This window comes from Borreliella americana (assembly GCF_032595795.2).
Classification (GTDB): Bacteria; Spirochaetota; Spirochaetia; order Borreliales; family Borreliaceae; genus Borreliella; species Borreliella americana.
Genome location: NZ_CP179252.1, coordinates 13,388 through 38,681 on the forward strand (window position 1 = coordinate 13,388; position 25,294 = coordinate 38,681).

Here is a 25,294-nt window from a genome sequence, read left to right on the forward strand (position 1 = left end):
CTAGGCAAGCTATTTCAGTAGTTTTTTTAAATAACAGAAAGAACATCTCTAACTATTCTTAAATGGGTTAATATTTCATTCTTTTTCTCTTCCTCATTGTTTTCTGTCTCTATTTTAATTTGACTCTCAACCTCAATAGCCTTACTTATGACTTTCTTATACTTTTGTAATTGAATTATCTAAAGTATTGTTGTCCTTATAATCAGGCACATCATCCTTTAGCATCTTGCTAAGCTTAGTATAATCTTCTTCTAGATTTTTGTTCTTTAAATCAGTAAGAGCTTGTCTACGTTTTTTAGAAGACCCTGCACTAAAACACCCATTACGATATGTTGTATCTACAGCTACCATAGGTATCAATGGTATTATAAGAGCTTGGATACTTGTTATAAATAGAATATAAACTAAATTGATGTGCTAAAGCTATGCTAAAAAACATTAAGTTTATCTTTATCATCTTCAGTTAACTTACCTTTGGTTTCTTGCTTGTCTAGGCTACCATTTAAACCACTAAGTAGCAGGATTATCAGAAGCAGCCCCTTGAGCTGTAGCTTTACCTGTGGACGCCGATAATAATTCGATTGATACTAACTGATATTAGGGGTGTTGGTAGTGGTATCTTTTTTTTTGAAAGAAAAGTGAACAATCATATCATCAAGAGTGCTTACAAAGAGATTAAATAGGCTAAATATTTATAGTACTTTTATTGACAGTATTCTAATTTCTGAAAATTTCTTTAATTCATTAGTTTCAATAGCGTTTAATAAAATACTATAAACACACCTTCTATATCTAATAAATCTCTAGCTATCTGGCCCTTAAAAACAAGAATCCAATAATAATTATTCCCCCAATATTTAGTAATATTAATTACTACATCACTATTTATTTAGAAATAATAAAATATTTACTATTTTTGCATTGATAAGAATAACTCCTGCTCTTATTTACAATTGTATTGCTTTCACTTGTTTGTAATCTAACAACTTCTTCTGCAATAATTTTAGCTTCTAGTTTGCGTAGATTTTAGTCTATAATTATAATTCTAACTTTAATGGGGAGGTTCTTGATACTGATAAACCTATTAGGATACTAAAATCAAAGGAATATTTAATGGGATTCAGGATGGCCGAATAGACAAAAAAATAATAAATTATAACTATAAGCTTAATGAAGCTTATATATATAAATTAGCAGATTATATCTATTTTTTTTCTTAAGCGAATATGAGTCAAAAATTCTTTGTAATTTCTATTTAAAAAATATAGCAATTAACAGCATAACAATATTTGTTATGCTAGATATAGCAATGGGAACTATTATTACTGTAATAACAATTATTATTCTGTTGCTCACCTTGAGTTTTTCCAATAAAAATTGACTATTAATTTGCACTTCTTTTTTAAGAGATTGTACTAAATTAAATATGTCTTTTTGTAAATTCTTTTCTAAAAAAGAAATCTCAGAAATAAGGTTCTCAAACCTTATACCGAATTGTTTTTCTAAATTTTCCAAATCTCTATATGTAAGCTCATTGTGATAATATCTTTTTGACAAATCTTGAGCTATTAACTGTTCCATTCCTAGTCGCAAAAACTCTCTGTATATTTGATCTTCGGTAATATTTGTCGTTGCCAAAATTGCTTTCATAATTCACTCACCTACTATATATATTTTAACATAAACCAAAGCCAAATATCGGAACATTTCCTTCAAAATCTCATAAAGCAAATATAATGCACGCAAACTAAATATATTTTCATATTTATCCCTCTTTATGAGAAAAACTTATACCACTTTATTAGACCACTACCCACCTTACATTCAGTTTTTATAAAAAAATTTATTTTATTCGTTGATATTTTGGTAATTTTATTTTTTTTGGCTTTACTTATCAACTCATTAACAAGATTAATATCGCAAAAAACAAAATAATAGGGTTAAATAGATCTCACTAAAACACTTTTTTAACAACTCTTATCTCATTGAATTATTGAATCACAAACAGATTATTTTCCAAAAGTATTGCTATTATTTTTTTCATATAACTTTAAAATCTCCGTATTGGTTTATAAATTCTCTGATCGTATCAGTTACTAGGCTGGTATAAAAAGGCCAGCAAACCGTAAATTGCTTCTATTTATTTAATTAAACCATTCAATTCTCCATTATTTATTACAAATTAAAAAGCACCCTTTATTTTTTATAAACCAATAACAATATAATTTAATGGGGTTGTTTCATCTACTGTCTTCTAGTCATAGGGTTTCTATGTGGATGCTGCCCCAAGACTTGATATGTCACCATTTAACACTTACAAAAAATCAAATAAAATTGACCATAACCACTCTACCATAAAAGCAAACACAAACAATAATTATAAATCTAATAAAATGCAAGCCATTTTTTATTATTATAAACAGCTTAAAGTGGCTCTTTAAATTTTAAAAAGTCTTTTTTATTAATTACTAAAGATAGATAAACTTGCAAATAAAACTACCTACACGTATTGAAAGTAGATTTGAAATTTTCATTATATTATATATATAATAATGGCAATAAATAGTAAAGCAAAAGCAAATATTTAAAAAACGCCCATTAATTATACTCAAGCTTCAATCCTAGATACTATAACAACTGTTTCAATTAAAGAAAAAGTGAGCAAAAACACTTCTTAAAAAATGTTTCCAATTATTCTTAGTAAGAGAATAAAGTTACTTATTGGTTTTGGGAATCAAAAATGCAATTACAAGTTATTTTATAATTCAAGATAATCTTAAAATGGAATTAATTAATACTTATAATTTTTATTCTTTAATGAAAAAAATTTTTAAAGACATCGTTATTAATGTGTCAGAAAATTTAGATTTTATTTAGAGTTATTTAGAGCTTACTAAATTTACAAAAGAAGGAAATCGATTTAAAGAACTCATGCTTAGTAATGCCTTATATATAATTATTTTAAAGACTATGTTTGTATAATAATTGATACTTCTCCAAGTCTTTATGCAGAAATTGAAGATATTCCTATAATTGCAAATAAAGTTCTAATGTCGGTGCCGCTTGTAAGATAGGTTGTTAAGAATTTGCCACTTTTAATAAAATTAGATAAAAAAGCTAAAACATGGCCACATAAGCAATAATACGGAATTTATTTATATTTTTTGAATCTAAAACTAAAATATAAAAAGTTGATTCGATTGAAATCATTCTGGTATATAAAAAGTTAAGCAACTGAACTTTTTATAAGAAGAAGAGATTGTTAAAATGACAAAAAATAAAAAATAATAATAAATGCTAGGATATCTGGGGTAAAAACTTTTTTGGTGCTGAATAACAAAACAAAAAATGAATATGAACTTTTAAAAAATGAATTTAAAAATAGAATTGAAGATGAAATAGCAGTTCACAGAGTTTTTATTATGTAAATAATATATTTAATTAAATAGTTAAAATATATTATTTAAATTTAATCTTATTAAATAATATAAGATACTAAATAAAGAGCTATTCAAGGAGAGTATTTATAAAATATCATATATATATGTGTGTGTTTTTTTTGCTTTTGAATGCTTGCAATTCAGATGTTAACACCAATCAAAAAGATATTAAATATCCATTCGATAAAGAGAAATCAAAATCCAACACGGAAACAAACTCTAAACAGGAAGGCCCAAATAGAGAAAGATTCAAACCTAGCATAGAATTAGCCCTTAAGTAAGAAGAAGATCCAAATAAAAAAATAAAAAATACACTACTTAATGATTTAAGAAATTTGATAGAAGCAGCTAATGAGCATAAAGAAAAATATATAAAAATAATGGCAGAAGAGCCTGATGACCAATACGGGGTGGGTTTTAACAGTCGTACTTGGAGAAAAAAAGGGCAAGAAGATGCGCCAGCCAATACCGAAAGATCTATAAGATTTAGAAGACATACTTATACTGTTTTAAGCACTATTGATACTAAGGACTTAAAAGAATTGGGGAATAATACGGCTGTCGGCTAGTAGCGACCTTTTCAGTTTCTTTGGCGATCTTGGGGGTGTTTTTGACATAGTAACTGTTCATTTATATTCCAAAAAAGATATGTTAAGTATTATTAGTAACGGTAAGACTAAAGCTTGTTATTTATACATTTATGCCTATATTTAGTAACTAATACTAGATGATAATTAATTGAATATACGCATTGATTATTAAAAGTTAGCTTCTGTGAAGCTATACTATAGTATCTGTTAATTTATTAAATATCTAAAAAAATTTTTTATCTCATTCTTGATACAGCTATATATGTAGCATTAAAAATGCTTTATTAATTTTAAGATAATTTCTATTTCTGACATTTATATATATAAAAATCATTTACGATAAAAGAAGAAAAACCCATTTTCAAGTCTTTATGAATTGAGCACCATATTAGAAGTCTTAAATGAATAGTACTACTAATACTAATAATTTTTAGTATTAGTAAAAAATATATTTAAAATAAAATCAATCTTTATTTGCAATATTTATTATCAAAAAAATTATAAAGAATACTCCCTATGCTTCACTTCTTAAGCTTTCAAATTCTTTCATAAACTTTACAAGCAAAGCTTTTTTGTCTGTAAAAACTTTGTCTAAAAAGTAACTGGCAAATTCGATATTTTTTTTATAAAAATCATAACTTTCACGATTTCTAAATTGAAATCTTAATGACCGTATTGGATTTTTTTTTGCAATACCTTTATCTATGTCAAACTCCTTAATTTTATTATATGCCTCTGTAAATCCCAATTGCTTAATTTCTTCTATTTTCAAATCACCTGATAATACTCTTTTATAAAGTCTTAAATATAAAAATGCTTGACTTCTTGCTATAACAAATTTTTTAAGGAAATCTTCAAACTTTTTGTATCCATCAAATCGATAAAGCTTTTTCATCCTTATTTTATATAAAATTTCCATTAATTCAATTTTATTGTTTATCTCACTTACAGTAATTCTTCTTATTTGATTTTTATAACTTTCGTATTCTATCTCATTATCTTTATCGCAATTGTTTCCAAATACATTACCCCTGGTTTTTCTATTATTTAAAATAATTTCTTTTCTATTCTTTATAGACATTATTACCTTCCTATTTTTACTATTTTTTCCAAAGCTTCCTGAGCTTCTTTATAATATCTCGCCTGAACATTTGGTTCCTTTAACTCGTTAATTAGAACTCTAACACTGTTAAAAGTATGAATTTTGCCTTTGATGAACATTCCATAATTTTTTAGCACCAACTCTTATACATCCCTAAAGGTATTCCTATTTCTAACAAACTGATTTTCCACTATTGAAACATCTATTTTTTTATTCTTAAAAATATTAACTTCTTCTATTGAGTGGCCTTTTCATATAAGTATAAAAATAAGGATCTTATAATATTATTAGTTGTATTTTTTATAAAAAACTAACTATTATAATACAATAATTTACAATTACAAATTGTTTGTTAACAATCAATGTATAATCTTAATTCTAAATTTTTCCTTATCTTATAAAATTTTTGATAAATCAATAATATAAACCGCCAATAAGCTAAATAACTAAAACATTTTGTTTTTTATATATAAGAAACTTCCATATAATAGCTAGTGGGGATCGCTAAGAACGGTCTTCACTTGCACTAGCATGGTGCCCGCACCAAACAAGCATAAATAAAAATCTTTTTATTTTTTCATAATGTTATATTTTTAATATAAAGAATAACTAAAGAAAAGAAGGGGATATTAATGATAATAAGAAGCAATATATGCACTTTAATACAACAACAATATTGTTTTCGTCCTGCAAGTTTTTTGGAAATTCTGACACAAGTAAAAAAAGTGGGGTTTCTTTGCTGCTTGATACTGCTAACAAAATTAGTAATTCAAAAATAGCTACTTCTTCGGGTAAACAAGAGAAAAATACAAGTGATACTGCTGACAAAAGCTAAAAATAATAAGAGTGTCCCTGAAATGCTTGCTGATGCCCTATAATAGAACAATATTTGTGAAATGCCCCCCATGAACAGAAAAAAAAGCTTTAAAGGAGCTTAATGTGGCTATTAATGAACAATTAAAGCTTTTACTATAAAATACGTAAAAAGTTTTAAAACTCTAAACAATTCAAACAAACAAGTAATAACCACTCTTAAAAAACAGGTTAACTAATTTTAAAAAACGGCTCTAGACAAATCCTTTGTCGAAGCCCACAAGGCTATGCAAGACAAAATACCTAACATGCAGTGGCAAACATTGTTACTACTCTACTAATAGAAGAACAAGAAAAAGCTTCAAAAGCTATACAAACCGAAATTCAAAAATTACATATTGAGCTTGCAAATTCCTACAAATCAGAATTTGAAAATCTAAATGATGCTAACACAAATACCTTAATGTGGTCTGCTAAAGAATCTCAGAAAAAGTTGAAAGGCTACCTTTAAGGATTAGATGATATCTTGTTTAGACATATAGACAAGTGGATGGCACAAATCTTCAACAAAGATATAGGCGAAAGTTTAGTTTAAGATCCAAATAAATTCATGCAAAATATTGGCAAGGTTGCTTTTGCTATGCCTAAGGACTTAATCAGAGCTGCTAGGCAAATGTTTGGATCCATAGGTTAGGTGATTTAGTTGCGAAATTAATTACAGCTTCAATGGTCTTTCTTTGGAGCTTTTTCAAAAGCCTCGAAAAAGTCATAATCAAAGCAATTGGAAAGAAACAAGATGAAGATTAAAAAGAGCTTGAAAAACAAAGTGAAATTGCGCTTATGAAGCCTAAAGAGAGTTTCGACGCTGAAATCAAAATGAGAAAAGAAAAATTGGGTAAATTAGATGACGAATATACTAAAGAAATAAAATTTCTCAAACAAGCTCAAAGTAAGGGACAGATCTCGGACAAAGAATTTCAAAAAAGATTACACGATGTACAAACAGAATATAAAACAAAAAAAGATACAACAACTGCCGAGCTTACTAAAACCGAAGAAACCAAAAAAATAGAAGTAGAAAGAAGAAAAAACTCTCAAAATTAGAGTCCGAAAAAATCAAAGCACAAACTGAAGTTGACAAAGTAGAGCCCTAGTATGCGTATTAGGATAAGGCTAATGATTTAGAAAAGAAACAGAAAATTTTAGATAAAATACTTAAAATTGCAAAAGTAAAATCAGCCTAATCTAATGAAGAGATAAAACTTGCTCGTGATGACACACGATTTATTTCAAATAAGCCACATATATGTCAAACTTGGGTGTAATGTCTAGTGAGTTTGGCCAACCCTAATTAGTAAGAATAACTCTTGCACCAATAGATGAAAATTTACGCAAACTTGAAGCTAAAATTATTGCAGAAGAAATTGCCAAATTACAAAAAAACCAAAGCGGTACAGTTGTAAATAATTTTTACTATAACTTTAATGGAGACGTACTTGATGCTGATAAATTAACTAGAATGCTAAAACCAAAAGAACATTTAATGGCATTTAGAATGGCGAAGTAGAAAAAATATGAAAAAATTCTTAAATTACTTGATATTTTATATTGTTTAGAATATGACAAAGGTACTGATAGTTATTTATATCTAATTTTGAAAAATAAACTAAGAATGACGATTCAATGTTTGACAATAAACAATAATTGAATTCTGTAAACATGTATTGATATCATCAAAAAGTATATTCAAAGTCAAAATAAATCTATTTATTAGCAAATTCATCTCCATCTAAATTTCATAGAAATTATAGGTGGAGAATTCTTTGTCATTTTTAGTTAAATAGCTATTGACTCGATGACCTTTTTCAACCCTTCTCTTGCAGTATAAAAATTAATTCCACTTATGACTTTTATTGTTTTTTAAAATTTAAAAAAAAATTAAATTTAATGCATTGGGCATATAATTTAATTCAATAGTGCAAAAATATAGTGCAAAAATATATGCTTAAAGTATAAATTGGATATATCATTGGACAACAGTAGCAAAGTAAGCAATATTTAAACTATTGCTTTTAGAAAGAAGTTTTACTATTTGATACATTTTTAGCTTCCCTGGATTCACTATTAATTTGTTGAAGTTGTTTTAAAGTAAGAATCTATTTTTATAATTTCTAATTTTAGAAATAGTAGTTCACAATGTCTCATACCAGGTTACCGGCTTCGATCATTTTAAAGACTGCAAAAAAACATTTTAAATACATGTAAACCCGTTGCTTAGTGTATTTTTGTTTAAAAATTCAAATATTTTATTGACAAACAGTTTAAGCAAAGCTTGTTGTTAAAATTGTTTAAAGCCTTACTGTCAAAAGATAGTTTTTCTTCAATTGAATTTGAAAATCATCATCAACTTTTCTTCTAAAAAAATATCGTATCTGTAAAAACATAAGCAGCAAGTTTTTTTTTAGATCTTTTTTTCTTTGCAACCTGTGTACTCTAAATCTATAAATAAATGTTTGTTACTCATGTGATCATCAATATCAACAATGTTGATCAAAAATTTAGCAGTATCTGTTAATCAATGCCACAACCATCATTAAGGTGAATGAATGAAGCCAATCTTTGCTAATTCGTTCACCTTGAAAATTAAGATTGCTGTTATCAACATATCCCAATTCGTACAAATCTTTTTTTAATTTTTTCTAATAGCTTTTTAGCTTATTTTTCATTTGAGCAACTATATCTAAAATAGTTGGCTGCATTTTCCAAATCATTTGTTGAATGTTCTGCCTTATACTTTGCATCCTTAGCAAAATTGTCAGCTTGATTTTTATCCCATCTATTAGCAGGCCCACCAATTTGATCTTGCTTTTTACCCCCATTGTCATACCTTTTTTCAATTTACCAAATTAATTTTTCTATAGATTCTTTTAAAAGAGAGTTTGCATTATCTCAGCTAAAATCTGCAATTTGAAAATTATTTTGGATTTCACTCAACTTATAATTCAAATATCTAATTTTTTTCTCTATAGATGAAAAGGATTTAAATATAACTGCATTTTTTGTCTATTTTCCCCAAATTTAGTATCCCTTATAAATGAATTCCTTTGACTATGGAATTTTTGTTGTATGCCTTTAAATAAATTATAAAGTTTGTAATTTTTTCCTTAAACTTAATAATTTCTTTACCTATATTGGAATTACTAATGAGACTTTGTGTAGCTTTGACCGTCTTAAAAGCTTTTTTTCGTGTTGTGTTTTTAAAAAGTTTTCTAAGTTTTCCAACTTACTGGGTAAAATCTTTTTACTATTAAGCTATTCTTGGTTTTCAATTGGTAAAAACTTTACACTATCTCCAGTAGTAGCATTGTTTTAAGAATTTCTAAAATTTTGAGCTGGTTTTGGGTTTATTGTAGCAACATTAATGTTATTTATTAAATCTACTTTTGCTTGAGGAGTGGCTATGGCTTTCTCATTTGAAATTATAGGTTTGCTGGCCCGCTGTGAACGATTAATTAAATCCATGTTGTTTGGACGACCTAAACTAGTATTGCCCGCATCAGCAGCAGACATATTATTTTTAGATACAAAATTATCTTCACCCAATTCTATTCTATTTCGATTTTTAGTATTATCTTTGTCCGTTCTTAATAGTTCGTAAATTTCTGTACTTTTTTCTTTAATTCAGTTTAATAATTTTTTAATATTTTTTTTAGATGAAAGCATACCTCCCCCCCTTTTCACTCTTTTTATGGATATATTAATTTTAATTTATGAAAAAATAATAACTTTGTAATAACTTTATCAAAGTTATTATATGTGAAACCATATGTATAGTTTCACATATAATAACACCTTTTTTATTAAAAGAATTATAGCTCTACAGAAATTTTTGTTATTATAAATAAGCGAGTTAAATTAATAATTCTATTTTCAAGATTTTGCTCAGCTTTCATTATTCATTAATAGAAAGTTTTAATTTTTTTAGTTGATAAATTTGAATACTTAGCAAACATTAACCTAACAGTATCATTAAACAACTTTATATTTAATATGATTTCGTAGGTTTTATCTTCATTGGTTTGTTTATCTTTTATAGTAAGATAAGCAAGCATATAATTACATTTATTTTTCTTATAAAAAAATTGAAAAGAATCTGTTAATGAATTGTCAAAAACCCCAAAATTATATGAATAAATTTAATTAGGTTCCTTTGAAGCTTCTTTTAGCTGATTTTGGCAAAACCAGTTCTATATCGTTCAAAATCAATATTCAATCCTTCAGAATTTAATTTTAAATTCTTGACTTGATATTTTTTTTCAAACTCTTTAGTTGATTCAAATGATATTATTTTAGCTATAGGTATTTCTTGTCCCAATATTTTATAATTATTGTCATTAACGCTATAGTGAACCATGCTCTAGTGGATGATCGTTCTTGTAGAACCTAAAAAGCTATCATGGGAAGATACAAGAAGCTATTTCTATAATCTTTAATTTAGAAATAGCAGTTCACTAGCGTTGGTAATAGCGTCTATAACAAATAAAGTTTCATCACCAAAAGTTTCCATGGATTCGGCTAGCGATTTTCTAAGTTCTTCATTTCCAAGCATAATATCGGAAAACACAAAGGGCTCTTGATTGAATTCATCAATAGTATCCATTGCACCCGTAAAATTCCACTTATCTTAGATCCGATTCCTTCCATAATTTTTACAGCCAAAACAATTGGGGCAAAAGCTGATAACATTTGGTCAAATGCTTCACTGGTCTTTTTTGCCAAATTTTTGATATTTCCTAATCCTTTGCCAATGCCCTTTGGAGTTTTGTCTATATTTTTTATACCACTAACTTTAGAACTTACGGAATCAACAGAATTTGCAAGTGACTTGAAGTTTTTGCTGGTGTTTTGCGAACTTTTATTTAAAACTTTTTCAAGATTGGATCCAGATGTAGTAAATTTTTCTAATTTTGACTTCAAATCATCTAAATTTGCAAATTTTTGTTTGGTATTTTTTTTAGAGTTTCTGATATTGCGTTCAGCTTTTCATTATTGCTGATCGACATTGATAGAGAAGTGATTATTTCGTCAATGTTCATTTACTTATACTCTCGCTTTCAAGGGTTTTAATGTACAAATCGAGTTCGTTAAGAACTAGCACAAACCAGTAATTTTGCTCAAAAAATTCTCCATCATAAGTATTGAAAATGTATAAGCTATTTAAAATCTTATCAATACTTAAACTTAGCATACTCTTTTACTAGAATTTAAAAATATACAAAAAATTGTATCGATTGAAATTATTATTAACATAAAAGTTGGAGATCCATTTGTAAGTCCCTTTACCTTTACTTTGGGATAAATTTTAATAATACATTTATAGATATAACTTATTAAACCAGCTAAAAATTCATAAATTAGCCTTGATACTTGAAAGAGGATAAACTATCCACAAAGTCTACTAAATCAAGCATTGCTTTCAAGAAATATTGGAAACTTGCCTTATATTCTTAATACTAGAATAAAAAACCAGTACCATTCAGTTTGGGTCAAGTTAAAGCTCTAATGCCTTATAAGATTGATAGTTTTATGCATAAAAGATTTTTGATTTTTTTATACTAATTTTCAATATTCATAGTTTCATTTATATCTCTATTATTCAAGATTTTTTATTATTATATTTGCTTTTTAAACTAAAAATAAGATTTCAAATCTTACTTACTAAAATAGCTAAAATGTTTTTTCTTATAATCTTGATGCTATTGTTTTTAAAGTATTAACTGTGATACATAAAATGTATTGTGTTTACTAGGGAAATTCCTACCTTTATTATCAAAATAATATATTTAAAATTAATGAATTGATTTCCAAATTCATATCTACCTCAATTTAATATAAATTATAGATGGATAGATGAAAAATTCTTTGTAATCTTTATTTAAAAGCCGAAAAAATAAAATTTTATATTTTAAACTATAAAATTTCAATCTACTAAAATTTTTTCGGATTTATTAATATAAAGTAATATGTTACAATGAGTTTAAATGATTCAATTCTAACACAATATTTGTTATTGTTTTTAGGAGACATAATCTATGTTTAGAATAAAAGAAATATATTTCTTGTTATTTTCTTTACTTTTGTTTGTATCATCAATTATAATTTCTCACGGGATAAAGAACATTGGTATTAAGAATGAAAATTATATTACAGTTAAGGGTCTTAGTGAAAGAGAAATTTTGTCAACATCTTCTAGTTGGGAGTTGAGATATAGCTTGACTGGCAATACGATTAATGATATTAATAAAGCAAATAATTTAAGCTTGTCTAGGATTAAAAGCTTTTTCTTAAAACATGGATTTAGTGAAAATCATATAAAAATGGGATTTATGGAATTTAATGAAGAGACCTATAAGGAATCTCTTTATAAGTATAGAGCCTATATATCTTTAAATGTTCATACAAAGAATATTGAGAAAATGGAAGCGGCAGAAAAAAATATTGCCGAGCTTTATAATCAAGGCATCCTAATTAGTAATAGTGGGGGGCCAAGATATTACTTTGATAATATTAATGATATAAAGCCAGAAATGTTAGCAGATTCAATTAGAAATGCTAAATTAGCAGCTTTGGAATTTGCAAAACATTCAAGTTCAAAATTAGGGAAAATTAAAAATGCAAATCAAGGATATTTTGAATTTCTTCCTATTGATAGAAGCTTAGGCGCCCAAGAGCGTTATCCAAAAAAAATATTAAGGATCGTTACAACTGTTTCTTATTATTTGAATTGATATTTGGGAATTATTATTCCTAAATAAAATTATAAAAATAGTTTTTAATATTATTCTATTACAGCTTTTTAGTATCTAAAAATTGCGTAATTCAATATGAAATGATCTGGCACCTTAACTCTTGATTATTACTTTCCCGCTTTTTGATTCCTTTATATACTATAACAGTTAAAATACATTTTTACATAAATTTATAAGCCTTTGTAATTAAATTATAGATGGGGATTCTCTTTTTATTTGAGTTAATTAGTTAAAATGTTTTTGTTTTATTTAGAGTCATATAAAAAATCAAAATTACTTTTTATTTAAGATTTTATAACAAACTTTATTATTTAATATAACAAAATAAATATAATCACTCCTCATAATTTAATTAATTATATTAAAATTTCAAAACAATCAAAATTTTTAATAAACTATTAGCATGTTATAATAAATATTCAAATTTAGCATAAAGAATTTTAAAATAATAAATTTTTAATAACAAAGCCGTTTTTTACTAAAATAGATTTCCATCAATCTATTTTAGTAAAAAATCCACCAACTATCCTTGAATATATGATAATTTAACAATGAATAGAAAGCTTTTATGCTCCTTTTATAATTCTACAATTATATTTTTAATCCTTTACTATCTTTTTATAATAGTTTGAAATTAATAATCTAAAAAACAAAAAGAATCAACATCAAACAAGCCTTTGTCATTAATCTTTAAATGCGGGATCACTGTTAAAGACATGAAAGATAAAGTCATAAAAGGAGCATCAAGCTGAGAGCCCAAAACATTTTTACAAAAATCATTTAATTTTATATATTGCAAAGCCACTTTTTTGGCTGGAAGGGTGCTCATTAATCCAGAAATAGGAAGTTTAATTATTAGGGTTTTTTCATTATTTAAAGCACACACCCCTCCCTTATTCTCAATAATTATATTTGTTACCTTACACAAGTATTCATCATTAGTTCCAACAACTATAATATTATGAGAATCATGAGCAACGGTACTTCCTATGGCACCTTTTCTTATTCCAAAATTTTTTATAAATCCTATAGAAATTTTACTATTGTATTCATATCGATTTATTACAGCGATCTTTAAGATATCTTCAGCAATATTAGATTGGAAATCTGGAGCCAATAAATTGCTATCAATCATGGTTTTTTGTGTAACAATTTGATTGTTGATACAATTGATTATCGGGATCATCCTACTTTTAGTAGAAAATTTAAAATCCAAAATAGATTTTTTATTACAATTAAAATTGTTTATAGGAATTTCACTTATTAATGGAATATTCGATATGCCATCATTAAACACTAACTTGCCATTAATGTAAGTTTGATCTATTTTAAATGTTTTAATATCTTTAGTAATTATAAAATCAGCAGGATCTCCTATCCTTAGTAACCCTACTGGGATTTTATAATGTAAAACTGGATTAATACATGCTATTTTTAAAACATCAAAAAAGTCGTGCCCATACCTTATTGCACGAGCTACTATTGAATTAATATGTCCATGTAGTATATCATTCGGATGTGCATCATCAAAACAAAACATTAAAGAATCACAATATTTTTTAGAACATTCCGCAATTAAGGGGTGTAAAGATTCAAAATTTTTAGCTGCGCTTCCTTCTCTAATTATTATTTTCATACCCAAAGATAATTTATATCTTGCATCTTCTATTGTGGAGCATTCATGATCAGTGCTAATACCTGAAGACATATACTTTAAAGTTAAATGGGAAGACAGGCCAGGAGCATGTCCATCAACAACTTTGTTGCGCTTTAATGCAGAATTTATTTTATTTATAATTCCAACATCTTTGTTAATTACACCTTTAAAATCCATTACTTCAGATAAATAATAAATATCATTTAATTCCATTAATTTATCTACATCTTGATCATCTAATACATATCCTGAAGTTTCAAATTCCGACGACAAAGCTGGCACACAAGAAGGAGCTCCAAAAAAAATTTTAAATTCGGTTTTTTTAGAATTGTTGATCATAAAATTGATGCCATCAATACCATTGACATTCGCTATTTCATGAGGATCGCTTATTATCGCTACAGTGCCGTGTTGAACTACCAAATGAGCAAAGTTTGATGGAATAAGAAAAGAACTCTCTATATGTACATGTGCATCTATAAATCCTGGTAACACATATTTATCCAATGTTGCATTAATTTTTTCAATACTTATAATATGACTATTTGCAATCGTTATACTAGCTGGATAAATTTTTTTATTAAAGATGTCTATATAATTAGCTTCAATTTTAAATAAATCCATTGCTTATCCTCTTCTAAAAACTTTTTGTTCATCATATATCCTATATACTTAAATATATCTATTATTGCAATATAATATTTTACTTTTATTAAAACTTAATGTTATATTGTAATAATCAAATATTTTTCAAACTTAAATTATAGTGCAAAGCGTCTTTATATTTAGTTTTAACTAGATTTATACTTCAGTTGTTGTTAAAATAGCAGGTCGCAGTATATTTTTTAAAGCATTTTCAGCTTCCCTGTAATAAATTTCTTTTAAAGAAGGCTCTAAAAGTTCGTTTATGAAAACTTTTATACTATTTGAAAAATGAATTTTACCTTTTATATATTTACCATACTTTTCATATAGCACACTCTCAACCTCCTTTAGGGTATTTCTATTTTTAATAAATTGGTTTTCTATAATAGAAATATTGTATTTTTTATTTTTAATATTTTGAATATTATTGATAGTTCCCATTAAAATAGAAAAACTTTCTATCGACCACCTTTCTACTTGAACTGGGATTACAATGTGATCTGTAACATTTAAAGCATTCTTTAAAAGGAAATTTCTACTTGGAGAAGTATCTATTATAATGTAATCAAAATCAAAAATTTTAGTACTCTTATTTAATCTAAATTCTAGAATAATTTCCTTATAATCTATATCATCTGTATTAAATTTTTCTAAAATAGGATGAGAAGGAATTATAGAAATAAATTCATTAATTTTATTTTCACATTTAATAAAATAGGTATTTCCTTTTAAAAATTCATAAACATTATGTTTTTTAATATTATTAATATACTTATTAAAATAAGAAGTTAAAGAATTTTGTGGATCTAAATCAATTAATATTACCCTTTTTTTCAATTTTTTTAAGATATACGAAAAAAGTATAGAAAGTGAGCTTTTCCCAACCCCTCCTTTTAAGCTTGCCAGTGTAATTATAATTGGTTTTTTTCTATCCATTTATTTATGACACCCCCATCTTTTAATCTTTTATTATAAAATTCATATACTTTTTTTTCCATTTTTTTTAGATATGATAAATTGAACTGATAATATTCAGTATCCTCTTTATTTTTTCTTAGAAGTGTTCTTAAAGATTGAACATATGCTTTAATAGAGCCATTCTTAAAGGCAAATTCTATATAATAGAGTTTTTTTATTGCATAAGTTTTATTATTTTCCTTTTTAAGGAAAAAAGGTTTATTGAGTCTATCATGCCTATATCTTATTTCTAGGAACTTGTCATTTTCTTTTAAAGGAAAAAGATTAAAAAAAAGAAAGTCCTCAGCATTATTAAATTTTTGAAAAGTAAGCCTAAGTCTTTCTCCTTTGTTTGTAATTCTAAAATCAACTAAATGTTTAAATATTTTTGTGTAGTATATTTTTCTAGTGTCTATTTCTTCAATTTTATTAAAGATAATCCTTTTTTCTATATTACTTTTTTCGATTTTAAGTTTTTCAAGTAAACTACTCAAGGTTTAATCCCTTTTTAAAAATATTTTCTAAAATATTATTAGCTATTATTCCAGCATGTCCTGAAAAGTTAGTTATTTTGTTTTCTTCCCATTTATTATTATAAGTATTTTTGAATTCTCTGGCAAGGATATAAAAATCAGTTTTATAAGGAGCGGTTTTTCTCATAAAATGTATTTTATGTTTATAAAAGTTTAGTTTGGATAGGAAAAATTCTTTAATGTCTTTTGCTTCATATTCATATTTTAGATAGTTTTTAAAATCTTTATAGTTTAATAAAGTATTTTTCAATGTTTTAATTGGTTCTTTTGTATTAGAAATTATTGATTTAATTTTTTTAAAAAAGGAATTTTCTATAGAATTCTTATTATATATATTTATATGTTTTTTATTATATACAGTGATATTTTTAGTGATATTTTTAGGCTTAAAATGTTCTTTTTCTTTTTTTACTTTCTTAATTAAGTCTGCTTTAGTATTACTAAAATGCGAATCAATTAATTTGTATGCAATAGGTGACACTTTGTATATACATAACTTCCCTTTGAATTCTCCAAAGTTATTTGAAAATGTTAGTATTCTTTTTTCCAATGCTTTTAGTTTAATTAAAAATCTTAAATCTATTCTTAAAGTGTTAATTGTAGTTTCTTTTTTATTTTCTTTATCTATGTTTGAGTTAAGTACTCGAAGTATATCTCCTTGATGATGCACTTGAGTTTTTTTTAGGTTTTCAGAATCAAAATGAATTCTATGTATTGATGTATTGTACTTTTTTTCGAATTCTTTATTTAAGTAAGTAATAACCGAAATTATTTTTTTAAGCTTCCAATCTTTTGGAAGTAGTTTATTGGATTTATGAGTATTAATTTGATAGTTATAATTAGCTATAATAGCTTTCATTTTTGTCTCCTAGCTTAATGTGTGTTTAACTATTAATTTATATTTAAGGATTGTAATATATAAAATAATAAATTTCAACCCCTATTTAATATTAAATCTAAGAATCTTATTTGAATGAAGGCGGAGTTTTATTTTTTGACAAAAACATTTTAATGTTATTCAATAACTGGGATTAAGTTTTGTAATTAACCCTGTTAAAAATAGAATAATAAATAATACACAAGGTGTTAGTAATCGAAATAATATAAAAAAATATATTTTTTTTACTACTATAACTACTATCTTTAAATCAAAGATTATAGAAATAGCTTTTTTATTGTTCAGAACCGAACGATTTCATTTATTATTAGTATTTTTGTATCAAAAAGTTATAAGCATTGACATAAATTAAAATTTATGTCAATGCTTATAAACAGATTTAGTGGTATTAGATTTATCTAATGTTTTTTGTCTCATATTATTAGTTTAAATCTATTTTTTTAGATTTTAATTAATAGTTAAATTCAAAAGGATGTATATTTTAAAACAAAAAATAAATACAAGAGGACAAAGTGGAGAAAAAAGAAAATAAAAAAGAGATCATTTTAAATGACAGATTTGAAGATTTTATTGATAAACGTCAGAATTTAAATAATAATCAAGATGAAAATTTAATAATTTATAATGATTTAAAGGATCAGCTAAAGCTTAATTTGAAAGATGATATTGAGAATAAAATTCAAAGAATGAAAATTCTATATGAAATTAAGCAAAAAGAACTTTATAAATACGATGGTTTTAAAAGCTTTGAACAATTTATAAAATCTTTTGTAATTGCAAAAACTCAAGCTTATACATATTTAAGAGTTTATGAAAAGGTTTTGGAAGGTGTTATTTCTATTGATAAAATTAAGGAGGTGGGTTTTAATAGCATATATCATGCTATACGAAAACAAGGAAAAGGAATATTAAAAATAAATCAAGAAGATATGAATCAAATTAATAAAAAAAATACCCCAATTAGAATTTTAATAAAAGATGATGAATTATATGATTTTTGTAACAAAGATACTAAAAGAATTTGTTTTATTTTAGAAGAGATTTTTAAAAATAAAAAAGATATTTTATCAGAGATCATAATTAAATATGATAATTCTAAAAAGAAAAGAAATAAATAACTTTTCAAGTTTTGTTGACTTTAATGTTTGATTAATGTTAACCTATTATTTCTAGTAGGCTTAAGTTTGTTTTGCCTAGTTTAATGTCGAAAAGATGCCCGAAAAGGGGTTTTTTCATTTTTAAATCTAAATCATAGAGTTTACACTTACTTTAAAGTAAGTGTAAAACTTAGCATTAGTTACTAAATATAATCATAAATGCATAAATAATATGCTTTCATCTTATCTTTACCAAATAATACTTAATATATATTCTTTATGGAAAGTAACCTTTAAGGAATTCAATCATGATAAAGATCATATTCATTTATTACTAGAATTTATCCCCAATATTCAACCTGCTAAATTCATAAACAATCTAAAAATAGTATCTTCAAGGTTTAAAAAAGACACAACTAATAACAATTTTATATTTCTTTATTCTAGAGTTAAATTTATTAATTTAATTTAAAATCTTTTTAAGACAACTAAAAATGGCCCTAAAATTTTAAATATTTACTTTACTTAAAGTATTTTGAGTTTGATAAAGATAAAAATCAATAAAATACTAGCTCTAAATTTAGAAGATGAATTTTTTTAGTTAAAAAAATGAAAACAATTTTATTGTAGCCAGCCTTTATTCATTAATCAAAGAATATTTTGTCATTTTGCTTGGTTGATTTTAAGATATTAAAAACAAAAAAAAGAGAATATTATATTTTGTCTTTAATAAAAGGATATTATAATTATTAGCTAAATAAAAAATTATTTAGCATAACTTAACTTGGAATTTTATTCTTCTAGAAAAGATAACGCGATAGGAGAAAGGCAAGCTATGAAAGAACTGGTTTGAACATGCAAAACAAAAAAGGTTTTAAGTGATTTTTACACAATAATCAATAATATAGGTTCCTATATGGGAGCTTTATTATTTAAGTAAAGCATTACATCACAATACAAATATATAATACAATATAAATATCATACAATATTATACTTAATATTGTATGATTTGGATAATCATAATAATATTTTCATTGCTGAAAGTTTCATAATATTTTGATTTTTTTAAAAAATCTATTTTTATGTATTTTTGATTAATTTTTTTCAAATTTATTTATTATTTTTTAAATTTTTAGTGCTTTAATATAAGTAATAAGGATCGAATCAATATTGTGTTAATAAGTAAAAATAAAACCACCAACTTTCTTTGTCTAGTTTTGTTTAAACTATATCTAATCTGACTTTAATATTAACTTGAGTAACTAAATTTTTTATTTTCAACTTCTTCAAGCAGCATTATCATTCTTTCTATCTAAATTATCTATTTAAAAGCTTTAGGTGATATATCAATTCTTTTTCTTATTTCATTTTCTAGTTTAAAATCTTGTTTTTTTATTTTTTTCTTATACATTATTAAAGCAATCCTCCCTCTGTTTTTTGTCGAGCCTTTACAGACAATTTTGACGCATCAGATACTCCATTTTTATTCCTCAATCTTGCAATAATACCTTCTTTTAAATTTTCCTTAGCTTCATCAAAAAATTCAGCTGCAGATCTTATCTCTTGTTCTGCAACATCAATCTTAAATATAAGTTTTTCAAGTTCAGCATATTTCTTTAAATTATCTTGCAATTCTCTTAGTTTCTTTATTTTATCTTTATTGTTCTCATAATTTCTCGTTAGCGATGTTTTTTCATTTTAGAATTCACTCATCACATCGTAAAAATTATTTTTTATTAAAGTATATTCACCTTTAAGTGCACACATATCCTCAATTAACCTAGAAAATCCAGAGTCAATATGTTTTTCTATCTCTTTAATTGCTTGAGATGCTTCTTTTTCTTTCTCAGTAAAAGAAATTAAATTCTATTCTTTTATCTCTGCTTTATCTACTCTCTTTTCTTCCTTAGTAGAAGAAAGAAAATCCTTTTCTTTTATTTCTCTTATTTTGGTCATGCCTTGGTATATCAACCTTATTATACAACGCTTCTGGAAGACAACACGGGTTGGGCTCTCTCTACAACAAGACTTGCAGACTTTATAGACTCTAAAACAGATTCTGAAGGGTCTAAGGGATCAGCAATTAAATCCTCCCATCCTCATTTTTCAATTTTTCCCTCAAAATAAGCTAATAACTACTATTTTGCTTTAAAAAAAATAATAAACTGTTTAAAACTGAAAAAATTTCAATATTTATAAATTTTTTCGTTTAATTTCATGTAAAATCTTCATTCTTTGAATTTTATATATTAATATGGAATTTTAACTCCAATTTTAATTATTCTTTAAGTTCATTATAATTTCTTTGTTTTTCACCTTTATTATTATCTTAATTTAATTCCTCGCCTGTATAAATTTTAACTCTTTTATGCAAACCACTATTTCTACAATCTTTAGTTTATTATTCCATTTCATGAGAACTTTTAAGTTCTACAAAAACAGCCATCTATTAGATCATAATCAACAAGTTTTTACTTCAGGCAATTTCTGAATTAGTTTTTATAGTTTTTATTTCTTTATAATAAAAAGAATCTTTAAAAAAAGCAATGTATTGATAAGATCAAAGATGTTAATGAAGTTCATTTTATATTGCTATAAAAAACTAATATTATATGATTCTCTTGATTTAGATGCCTAACTTAATTTAAATGTAAAACAAATTATATTAAATATAAATGCAAATTTATATTTAATATAATCCGCTGTTATCCTCTTGTTTATTTTTCTTAATCACCTTATCCTAATTTTATCAAATTCTATCCTTCTGTATATTTCAATACACATTTTTGCATACTCTCTAACGCTCTCTCTTTAAAATTATCCAACTGCCTAATAAGCTATCATTATTACCATATGGGGTTAACTACAACACCCTCAAAAAAGATACTAGCTGCAAAACTTTTCACAGCCTTCCACCCGAACCAATCAATTTAACCATTTTATGTCTTAATTAATGCATCACTGAAATCAGTTTATCATAAATCTCCCTTTATTCCCTATTTCTACTCATAATAGTTATTTTTCTTTCAATCATATATAATATATATTCTTCTTCTCTTCCATACATATTAGATAAAAATATGCACAAATAAGTATATTATTTAAGCTTTAATCTAACAAAACTCAATAAATAATACACCAAGTTTAAAAATCCCAGTCAATCCTTGGAGAGGAATAAAATTAATATCGTACTTAGAATACTATAAAAATTTTAAAGCTTTAAACAATTCCAATTCTATTTTTTTCAAAAACAATGGCATAAACGTTGATTTAAATATAGGATTATCTCCTGTAAGTATCTCATTTAAAAGCATACTAAGCTTTACTCCTATTGCTTTTTTAAATTTATATACTATATACATAAAATGAAATTGGCATGGATTGAGAAGTTTTTGGATTTAATGGAATTGGTGTGTATATTAAAAATGAAAAATATTTAAATAACATTGAATTTTATTCAGAAATAACAATAGGAATGCGATTCCAATTTGATTTAAACCCTATATCTTTCAAGGAGAATGGACACACATTGTTACAGCTATTGGCAACGATTTTACATACTTAATTAATCCCCATGCAAACAAAGGTCAACTTTGGAACTATAAAGCAAATGACGGTAAAAATATAAATGGCATACTAATGAAACTTTATGCTCTTTTAGCTTATAAAATGTCGATAACCCTTAATGTCATAGGCTTACTTTATGAAGGAAAAACACAAATTGGCGAAGAAAGAAACATAAGCCTATGGAAAAATAAGGGTTGGAGGAAGTTACATTTTTTATCACAATATTTCTATTTTTACTAACTTTAAAGTTATCAAATCTTTAACAGGCTATCCAATTAAAATTATTTACAAACTTTACATAAACAAGTAACACAGTCGGACTGGCTGATATTTTAAAAAGAATTGCAACTGGTAAATGTTATTTTTACTTTAATTCTATTGGAATCTTTGTAAATTATAAATACTAAAACCAATAAACGTAAAATTTAATATCTAAATTGATCATTTGATCATTGTAATTTTTAAAATTATCAATATCCAGAATCTTAACAATTATTATTTATTGTTTCTTTATATACTTATGCAAGTAGGGCTGAGACAATTCATTTGTAATTGAAATGGTCCATATAGTTCTTCTATTCTAAATTGGGAATATCATTTATTTTGTTTTGAGGAATATTCTTTGATAAATCAAAACCTAATATTAATAAAAGTGCTGTTATTTTATGTAACAATCTTTTCAAATTTAGTAGTATATTTGATTATTAAAATTAGGGAAATAGATTTATGAATAAAAATTTATCATTTCATTGTTTATAAAGATTCTTAGTATTTTTTTACTAAAAAAGATTTTTTAAATGAAAATTTTTATAAATATATCTGTTTTAACTAAAGTAACAAAGAATTCTCCACCTATAATTTCTATAAAATTTAGGTGGAGATGAATTTGCTAATAAATAGATTTATTTTAATTTTGAATATACTTTTTGATGATATCAATGGAGGCTTCCTCCAGTAGAGATAAGGCAATAACTTCTAGACCAAAAATAAGGTTTTCAGTAATACTTACCTAAATAAGTAGAATATTTTTTCTTATAAACCTTGAAGATACTATTTTTAGATTGTTTATGAATTTAGCAGGTTGAATATTGGGGATAAATTCTAGTAATAAATGAATATGATCTTTATCATGATTGAATTCATTAAAGGTTACTTTCCATAAAGAATATATATTAAGTATTATTTGGTAAAGATAAGATGAAAGCATATTATTTATGCATTTATGATTATATTTAGTAACTAATGCTAAGTTTTACACTTACTTTAAAGTAAGTGTAAACTCTATGATTTAGATTTAAAAATGAAAAAACCCCTTTTCGGGCATCTTTTCGACATTAAACTAGGCAAAACAAACTTAAGCCTACTAGAAATAATAGGTTAACATTAATCAAACATTAAAGTCAACAAAACTTGAAAATTTATTTATTTCTTTTCTTTTTAGAATTATCATATTTAATTATGATCTCTGATAAAATATCTTTTTTTTTAAAAATCTCTTCTAAAATAAAACAAATTTTTTTAGTATCTTTGTTACAAAAATCATATAATTCATCATTTTTTATTAAAATTCTAATTGGGGTATTTTTTTTATTAATTTGATTCATATCTTCTTGATTTATTTTTAATATTCCTTTTCCTTGTTTTCGTATAGCATGATATATGCTATTAAAACCCACCACCTTAATTTTATCAATAGAAATAATACCTTCCAAAACCTTTTCATAAACTCTTAAATATGTATAAGCTTGAGTTTTTGCAATTACAAAAGATTTTATAAATTGTTCAAAGCTTTTAAAACCATCGTATTTATAAAGTTCTTTTTGCTTAATTTCATATAGAATTTTCATTCTTTGAATTTTATTCTCAATATCATCTTTCAAATTAAGCTTTAGCTGATCCTTTAAATCATTATAAATTATTAAATTTTCATCTTGATTATTATTTAAATTCTGACGTTTATCAATAAAATCTTCAAATCTGTCATTTAAAATGATCTCTTTTTTATTTTCTTTTTTCTCCACTTTGTCCTCTTGTATTTATTTTTTGTTTTAAAATATACATCCTTTTGAATTTAACTATTAATTAAAATCTAAAAAAATAGATTTAAACTAATAATATGAGATAAAAAACATTAGATAAATCTAATACCACTAAATCTGTTTATAAGCATTGACATAAATTAAAATTTATGTCAATGCTTATAACTTTTTGATACAAAAATACTAATAATAAATGAAATCGTTCGGTTCTGAACAATAAAAAAGCTATTTCTATAATCTTTGATTTAAAGATAGTAGTTATAGTAGTAAAAAAAATATATTTTTTTATATTATTTTGATTACTAACACCTTGTGTATTATTTATTATTCTATTTTTAACAGGGTTAATTACAAAACTTAATCCCAGTTATTGAATAACATTAAAATGTTTTTGTCAAAAAATAAAACTCCGCCTTCATTCAAATAAGATTCTTAGATTTAATATTAAACAGGGGGTTGAAATTTATTATTTTATATATTGCAGTCCTTAAATATAAATTAATAGTTAAACACACATTAAGCTAGGAGACAAAAATGAAAGCTATTATAGCTAATTATAACTATCAAATTAATACTCATAAATCCAATAAACTACTTCCAAAAGATTGGAAGCTTAAAAAAATAATTTCGGTTATTACTTGCTTAAATAAAGAATTCGAAAAAAAGTACAATACATCAATGCATAGAATTCATTTTGATTCTGAAAACCTAAAAAAAATTCAAGTGCATCATCAAGGAGATATACTTCGAGTACTTAACTCAAACATAGATAAATAAAATAAAAAAGAAACTACAATTTAACACTTTAAGAATAGATTTAAGATTTTTAATTAAACTAAAAGCATTGGAAAAAAGAATACTAACATTTTCAAATAACTTTGGAAAATTCAAAGGGAAGTTATGTATATACAAAGTGTCACCTATTGCATACAAATTAATTGATTCGCATTTTAGTAATACTAAAGCAGACTTAATTAAGAAAGTAAAAAAAGAAAAAGAACATTTTAAGCTTAAAAATATCACTAAAAATATCACTGTATATAATAAAAAACATATAAATATATATAATAAGAATTCTATAGAAAATTCCTTTTTTTAAAAAAATTAAATCAATAATTTCTAATACAAAAGAACCAATTAAAAC

26 protein-coding genes and 5 pseudogenes are annotated in these 25,294 nt (G+C 24.9%); 14 read left to right on the forward strand and 17 right to left on the reverse strand.

All coding sequences use genetic code 11. From position 1 onward, the window contains the following. Nucleotides 1-156: 156 nt before the first annotated feature. Both QIA00_RS04925 and bdr read right to left on the reverse strand, forming a co-directional pair. Nucleotides 157-351, reverse strand: a complete 195-nt coding sequence (locus QIA00_RS04925) for a hypothetical protein (protein WP_421114436.1) — start codon at nt 349-351, stop codon at nt 157-159. Between the two features lie 900 nt (nt 352-1,251). Further along, nucleotides 1,252-1,650: a Bdr family repetitive protein gene (gene bdr / locus QIA00_RS04930; RefSeq protein ID WP_421114437.1), complete on the reverse strand. Its 399-nt coding sequence runs from the start codon at nt 1,648-1,650 to the stop codon at nt 1,252-1,254. Between the two features lie 623 nt (nt 1,651-2,273). On the opposite strand from bdr, the gene QIA00_RS04935 reads away from it, so the two are divergent. The 4 genes from QIA00_RS04935 (at nt 2,274) to QIA00_RS04950 (ending at nt 4,009) form a co-directional block, all read left to right on the forward strand. Continuing rightward, on the forward strand, nt 2,274-2,441 hold the full coding sequence (locus tag QIA00_RS04935; RefSeq protein WP_421114438.1) for a hypothetical protein: 168 nt from the start codon (nt 2,274-2,276) through the stop codon (nt 2,439-2,441). A 280-nt stretch (nt 2,442-2,721) separates the two neighbouring features. Next, nucleotides 2,722-2,877, forward strand: coding sequence for a hypothetical protein (locus QIA00_RS04940; RefSeq protein ID WP_421114439.1), 156 nt, complete (start codon nt 2,722-2,724; stop codon nt 2,875-2,877). A 667-nt stretch (nt 2,878-3,544) separates the two neighbouring features. Next, nucleotides 3,545-3,721, forward strand: coding sequence for a hypothetical protein (locus tag QIA00_RS04945; protein WP_421114440.1), 177 nt, complete (start codon nt 3,545-3,547; stop codon nt 3,719-3,721). 54 nt (nt 3,722-3,775) lie between these two features. Further along, a complete protein-coding gene (locus QIA00_RS04950; protein WP_421114441.1) occupies nt 3,776-4,009 on the forward strand; it encodes a hypothetical protein in 234 nt (77 codons plus the stop codon). A gap of 107 nt (nt 4,010-4,116) precedes the next feature. Here the strand turns inward: QIA00_RS04950 and QIA00_RS04955 are convergent, their stop codons facing one another. Further along, entirely contained in the window at nt 4,117-4,242 is a 126-nt protein-coding gene (locus tag QIA00_RS04955) for a transposase (RefSeq protein WP_421114469.1), read from the reverse strand. A 302-nt stretch (nt 4,243-4,544) separates the two neighbouring features. Continuing rightward, entirely contained in the window at nt 4,545-5,111 is a 567-nt protein-coding gene (locus QIA00_RS04960; RefSeq protein WP_421114442.1) for a chromosome replication/partitioning protein, read from the reverse strand. Between the two features lie 673 nt (nt 5,112-5,784). Between QIA00_RS04960 and QIA00_RS04965 the strand changes: the two genes are divergently transcribed. The 3 genes from QIA00_RS04965 (at nt 5,785) to QIA00_RS04975 (ending at nt 7,049) form a co-directional block, all read left to right on the forward strand. After that, nucleotides 5,785-5,967: a hypothetical protein gene (locus QIA00_RS04965; protein ID WP_421114443.1), complete on the forward strand. Its 183-nt coding sequence runs from the start codon at nt 5,785-5,787 to the stop codon at nt 5,965-5,967. A 291-nt stretch (nt 5,968-6,258) separates the two neighbouring features. After that, complete coding sequence (locus QIA00_RS04970) at nt 6,259-6,456, forward strand: hypothetical protein (protein WP_421114444.1); 198 nt, start codon at nt 6,259-6,261, stop codon at nt 6,454-6,456. Nucleotides 6,457-6,785: 329 nt separating this feature from the next. Beyond that, nucleotides 6,786-7,049 carry a hypothetical protein gene (locus tag QIA00_RS04975; protein WP_421114445.1) on the forward strand — a complete coding sequence of 88 codons (264 nt, stop codon included), beginning with the start codon at nt 6,786-6,788 and terminating at the stop codon, nt 7,047-7,049. 1,244 nt (nt 7,050-8,293) lie between these two features. On the opposite strand, the gene QIA00_RS04980 is transcribed toward QIA00_RS04975, so the two are convergent. From QIA00_RS04980 to QIA00_RS05005, 6 genes and pseudogenes are all read right to left on the reverse strand, one after another. Next, nucleotides 8,294-8,428 carry a hypothetical protein gene (locus tag QIA00_RS04980; RefSeq protein WP_421114446.1) on the reverse strand — a complete coding sequence of 45 codons (135 nt, stop codon included), beginning with the start codon at nt 8,426-8,428 and terminating at the stop codon, nt 8,294-8,296. A 216-nt stretch (nt 8,429-8,644) separates the two neighbouring features. Beyond that, nucleotides 8,645-8,842 (reverse strand): hypothetical protein, encoded by a 198-nt coding sequence (locus tag QIA00_RS04985; RefSeq protein ID WP_421114447.1) that lies wholly within the window; start codon nt 8,840-8,842, stop codon nt 8,645-8,647. A gap of 472 nt (nt 8,843-9,314) precedes the next feature. Beyond that, on the reverse strand, nt 9,315-9,548 hold the full coding sequence (locus QIA00_RS04990; RefSeq protein ID WP_421114448.1) for a hypothetical protein: 234 nt from the start codon (nt 9,546-9,548) through the stop codon (nt 9,315-9,317). Nucleotides 9,549-9,904: 356 nt separating this feature from the next. Beyond that, a pseudogene (locus QIA00_RS04995) lies at nt 9,905-10,353 on the reverse strand (S2/P23 family protein); the annotation flags it as partial. Between the two features lie 167 nt (nt 10,354-10,520). Then, nucleotides 10,521-10,922: a hypothetical protein gene (locus tag QIA00_RS05000; protein WP_421114449.1), complete on the reverse strand. Its 402-nt coding sequence runs from the start codon at nt 10,920-10,922 to the stop codon at nt 10,521-10,523. Between the two features lie 115 nt (nt 10,923-11,037). Further along, nucleotides 11,038-11,193, reverse strand: coding sequence for a hypothetical protein (locus QIA00_RS05005; protein WP_421114450.1), 156 nt, complete (start codon nt 11,191-11,193; stop codon nt 11,038-11,040). Nucleotides 11,194-12,037: 844 nt separating this feature from the next. Between QIA00_RS05005 and QIA00_RS05010 the strand changes: the two genes are divergently transcribed. Then, the gene (locus QIA00_RS05010; protein ID WP_421114451.1) at nt 12,038-12,733 is read left to right on the forward strand and encodes an SIMPL domain-containing protein; all 696 of its coding nucleotides are present in this window, start codon (nt 12,038-12,040) and stop codon (nt 12,731-12,733) included. Between the two features lie 655 nt (nt 12,734-13,388). Here QIA00_RS05010 and ade read toward each other — a convergent pair. The 4 genes from ade to QIA00_RS05030 all read right to left on the reverse strand — a co-directional run bounded on the left by ade (nt 13,389) and on the right by QIA00_RS05030 (nt 17,405). Beyond that, complete coding sequence (gene ade / locus QIA00_RS05015; protein WP_421114452.1) at nt 13,389-15,035, reverse strand: adenine deaminase; 1,647 nt, start codon at nt 15,033-15,035, stop codon at nt 13,389-13,391. A 177-nt stretch (nt 15,036-15,212) separates the two neighbouring features. Beyond that, nucleotides 15,213-15,992 (reverse strand): ParA family protein, encoded by a 780-nt coding sequence (locus QIA00_RS05020; RefSeq protein WP_421114453.1) that lies wholly within the window; start codon nt 15,990-15,992, stop codon nt 15,213-15,215. Beyond that, complete coding sequence (locus tag QIA00_RS05025) at nt 15,968-16,507, reverse strand: DUF226 domain-containing protein (protein WP_421114454.1); 540 nt, start codon at nt 16,505-16,507, stop codon at nt 15,968-15,970. The genes QIA00_RS05020 and QIA00_RS05025 overlap by 25 nt, the downstream gene beginning before the upstream one ends. Further along, entirely contained in the window at nt 16,500-17,405 is a 906-nt protein-coding gene (locus tag QIA00_RS05030) for a plasmid maintenance protein (protein WP_421114455.1), read from the reverse strand. The genes QIA00_RS05025 and QIA00_RS05030 overlap by 8 nt, the downstream gene beginning before the upstream one ends. A 551-nt stretch (nt 17,406-17,956) precedes the next feature. Here QIA00_RS05030 and QIA00_RS05035 point away from each other — a divergent pair. From QIA00_RS05035 to QIA00_RS05045, 3 genes and pseudogenes are all read left to right on the forward strand, one after another. Continuing rightward, on the forward strand, nt 17,957-18,562 hold the full coding sequence (locus QIA00_RS05035) for a chromosome replication/partitioning protein (RefSeq protein WP_421114456.1): 606 nt from the start codon (nt 17,957-17,959) through the stop codon (nt 18,560-18,562). A gap of 184 nt (nt 18,563-18,746) precedes the next feature. After that, a pseudogene (locus QIA00_RS05040) lies at nt 18,747-19,013 on the forward strand (IS200/IS605 family transposase); the annotation flags it as partial. Between the two features lie 32 nt (nt 19,014-19,045). Further along, nucleotides 19,046-19,294 (forward strand): annotated as a pseudogene (locus QIA00_RS05045) (hypothetical protein); the annotation flags it as partial. Nucleotides 19,295-19,957: 663 nt separating this feature from the next. Here QIA00_RS05045 and QIA00_RS05050 read toward each other — a convergent pair. Then, nucleotides 19,958-20,404 (reverse strand): annotated as a pseudogene (locus QIA00_RS05050) (P12 family lipoprotein). 1,260 nt (nt 20,405-21,664) lie between these two features. Here QIA00_RS05050 and QIA00_RS05055 point away from each other — a divergent pair. After that, nucleotides 21,665-22,518: pseudogene (locus QIA00_RS05055) on the forward strand (hypothetical protein); the annotation flags it as partial. A gap of 602 nt (nt 22,519-23,120) precedes the next feature. Here QIA00_RS05055 and QIA00_RS05060 read toward each other — a convergent pair. Both QIA00_RS05060 and QIA00_RS05065 read right to left on the reverse strand, forming a co-directional pair. Further along, a complete protein-coding gene (locus QIA00_RS05060; RefSeq protein ID WP_421114457.1) occupies nt 23,121-23,318 on the reverse strand; it encodes a transposase in 198 nt (65 codons plus the stop codon). 211 nt (nt 23,319-23,529) lie between these two features. After that, on the reverse strand, nt 23,530-24,132 hold the full coding sequence (locus tag QIA00_RS05065; protein ID WP_421114458.1) for a chromosome replication/partitioning protein: 603 nt from the start codon (nt 24,130-24,132) through the stop codon (nt 23,530-23,532). A gap of 552 nt (nt 24,133-24,684) precedes the next feature. On the opposite strand from QIA00_RS05065, the gene QIA00_RS05070 reads away from it, so the two are divergent. Next, on the forward strand, nt 24,685-24,927 hold the full coding sequence (locus QIA00_RS05070; protein WP_421114459.1) for a hypothetical protein: 243 nt from the start codon (nt 24,685-24,687) through the stop codon (nt 24,925-24,927). Nucleotides 24,928-24,979: 52 nt separating this feature from the next. Then, nucleotides 24,980-25,249, forward strand: coding sequence for a plasmid maintenance protein (locus QIA00_RS05075; RefSeq protein WP_421114470.1), 270 nt, complete (start codon nt 24,980-24,982; stop codon nt 25,247-25,249). Nucleotides 25,250-25,294: the final 45 nt, after the last annotated feature.

Excerpts from the sequence above, each read along its gene's own strand:
- QIA00_RS05030 (WP_421114455.1), bottom strand. The coding sequence starts at position 17,405 with ATGAAAGCTATTATAGCTAATTATAACTATCAAATTAATACTCATAAA.
- QIA00_RS05020 (WP_421114453.1), bottom strand. The coding sequence starts at position 15,992 with ATGGATAGAAAAAAACCAATTATAATTACACTGGCAAGCTTAAAAGGA.
- QIA00_RS05070 (WP_421114459.1), top strand. The coding sequence starts at position 24,685 with ATGAAAGCTATTATAGCTAATTATAACTATCAAATTAATACTCATAAA.
- ade (WP_421114452.1), bottom strand. The coding sequence starts at position 15,035 with ATGGATTTATTTAAAATTGAAGCTAATTATATAGACATCTTTAATAAA.
- QIA00_RS05010 (WP_421114451.1), top strand. The coding sequence starts at position 12,038 with ATGTTTAGAATAAAAGAAATATATTTCTTGTTATTTTCTTTACTTTTG.
- QIA00_RS04925 (WP_421114436.1), bottom strand. The coding sequence starts at position 351 with ATGGTAGCTGTAGATACAACATATCGTAATGGGTGTTTTAGTGCAGGG.
- QIA00_RS04945 (WP_421114440.1), top strand. The coding sequence starts at position 3,545 with ATGTGTGTGTTTTTTTTGCTTTTGAATGCTTGCAATTCAGATGTTAAC.
- QIA00_RS04965 (WP_421114443.1), top strand. The coding sequence starts at position 5,785 with ATGCACTTTAATACAACAACAATATTGTTTTCGTCCTGCAAGTTTTTT.
- QIA00_RS05005 (WP_421114450.1), bottom strand. The coding sequence starts at position 11,193 with ATGCTAAGTTTAAGTATTGATAAGATTTTAAATAGCTTATACATTTTC.
- QIA00_RS04960 (WP_421114442.1), bottom strand. The coding sequence starts at position 5,111 with ATGTCTATAAAGAATAGAAAAGAAATTATTTTAAATAATAGAAAAACC.
- QIA00_RS05060 (WP_421114457.1), bottom strand. The coding sequence starts at position 23,318 with ATGCTTTCATCTTATCTTTACCAAATAATACTTAATATATATTCTTTA.
- bdr (WP_421114437.1), bottom strand. The coding sequence starts at position 1,650 with ATGAAAGCAATTTTGGCAACGACAAATATTACCGAAGATCAAATATAC.
- QIA00_RS04975 (WP_421114445.1), top strand. The coding sequence starts at position 6,786 with ATGAAGCCTAAAGAGAGTTTCGACGCTGAAATCAAAATGAGAAAAGAA.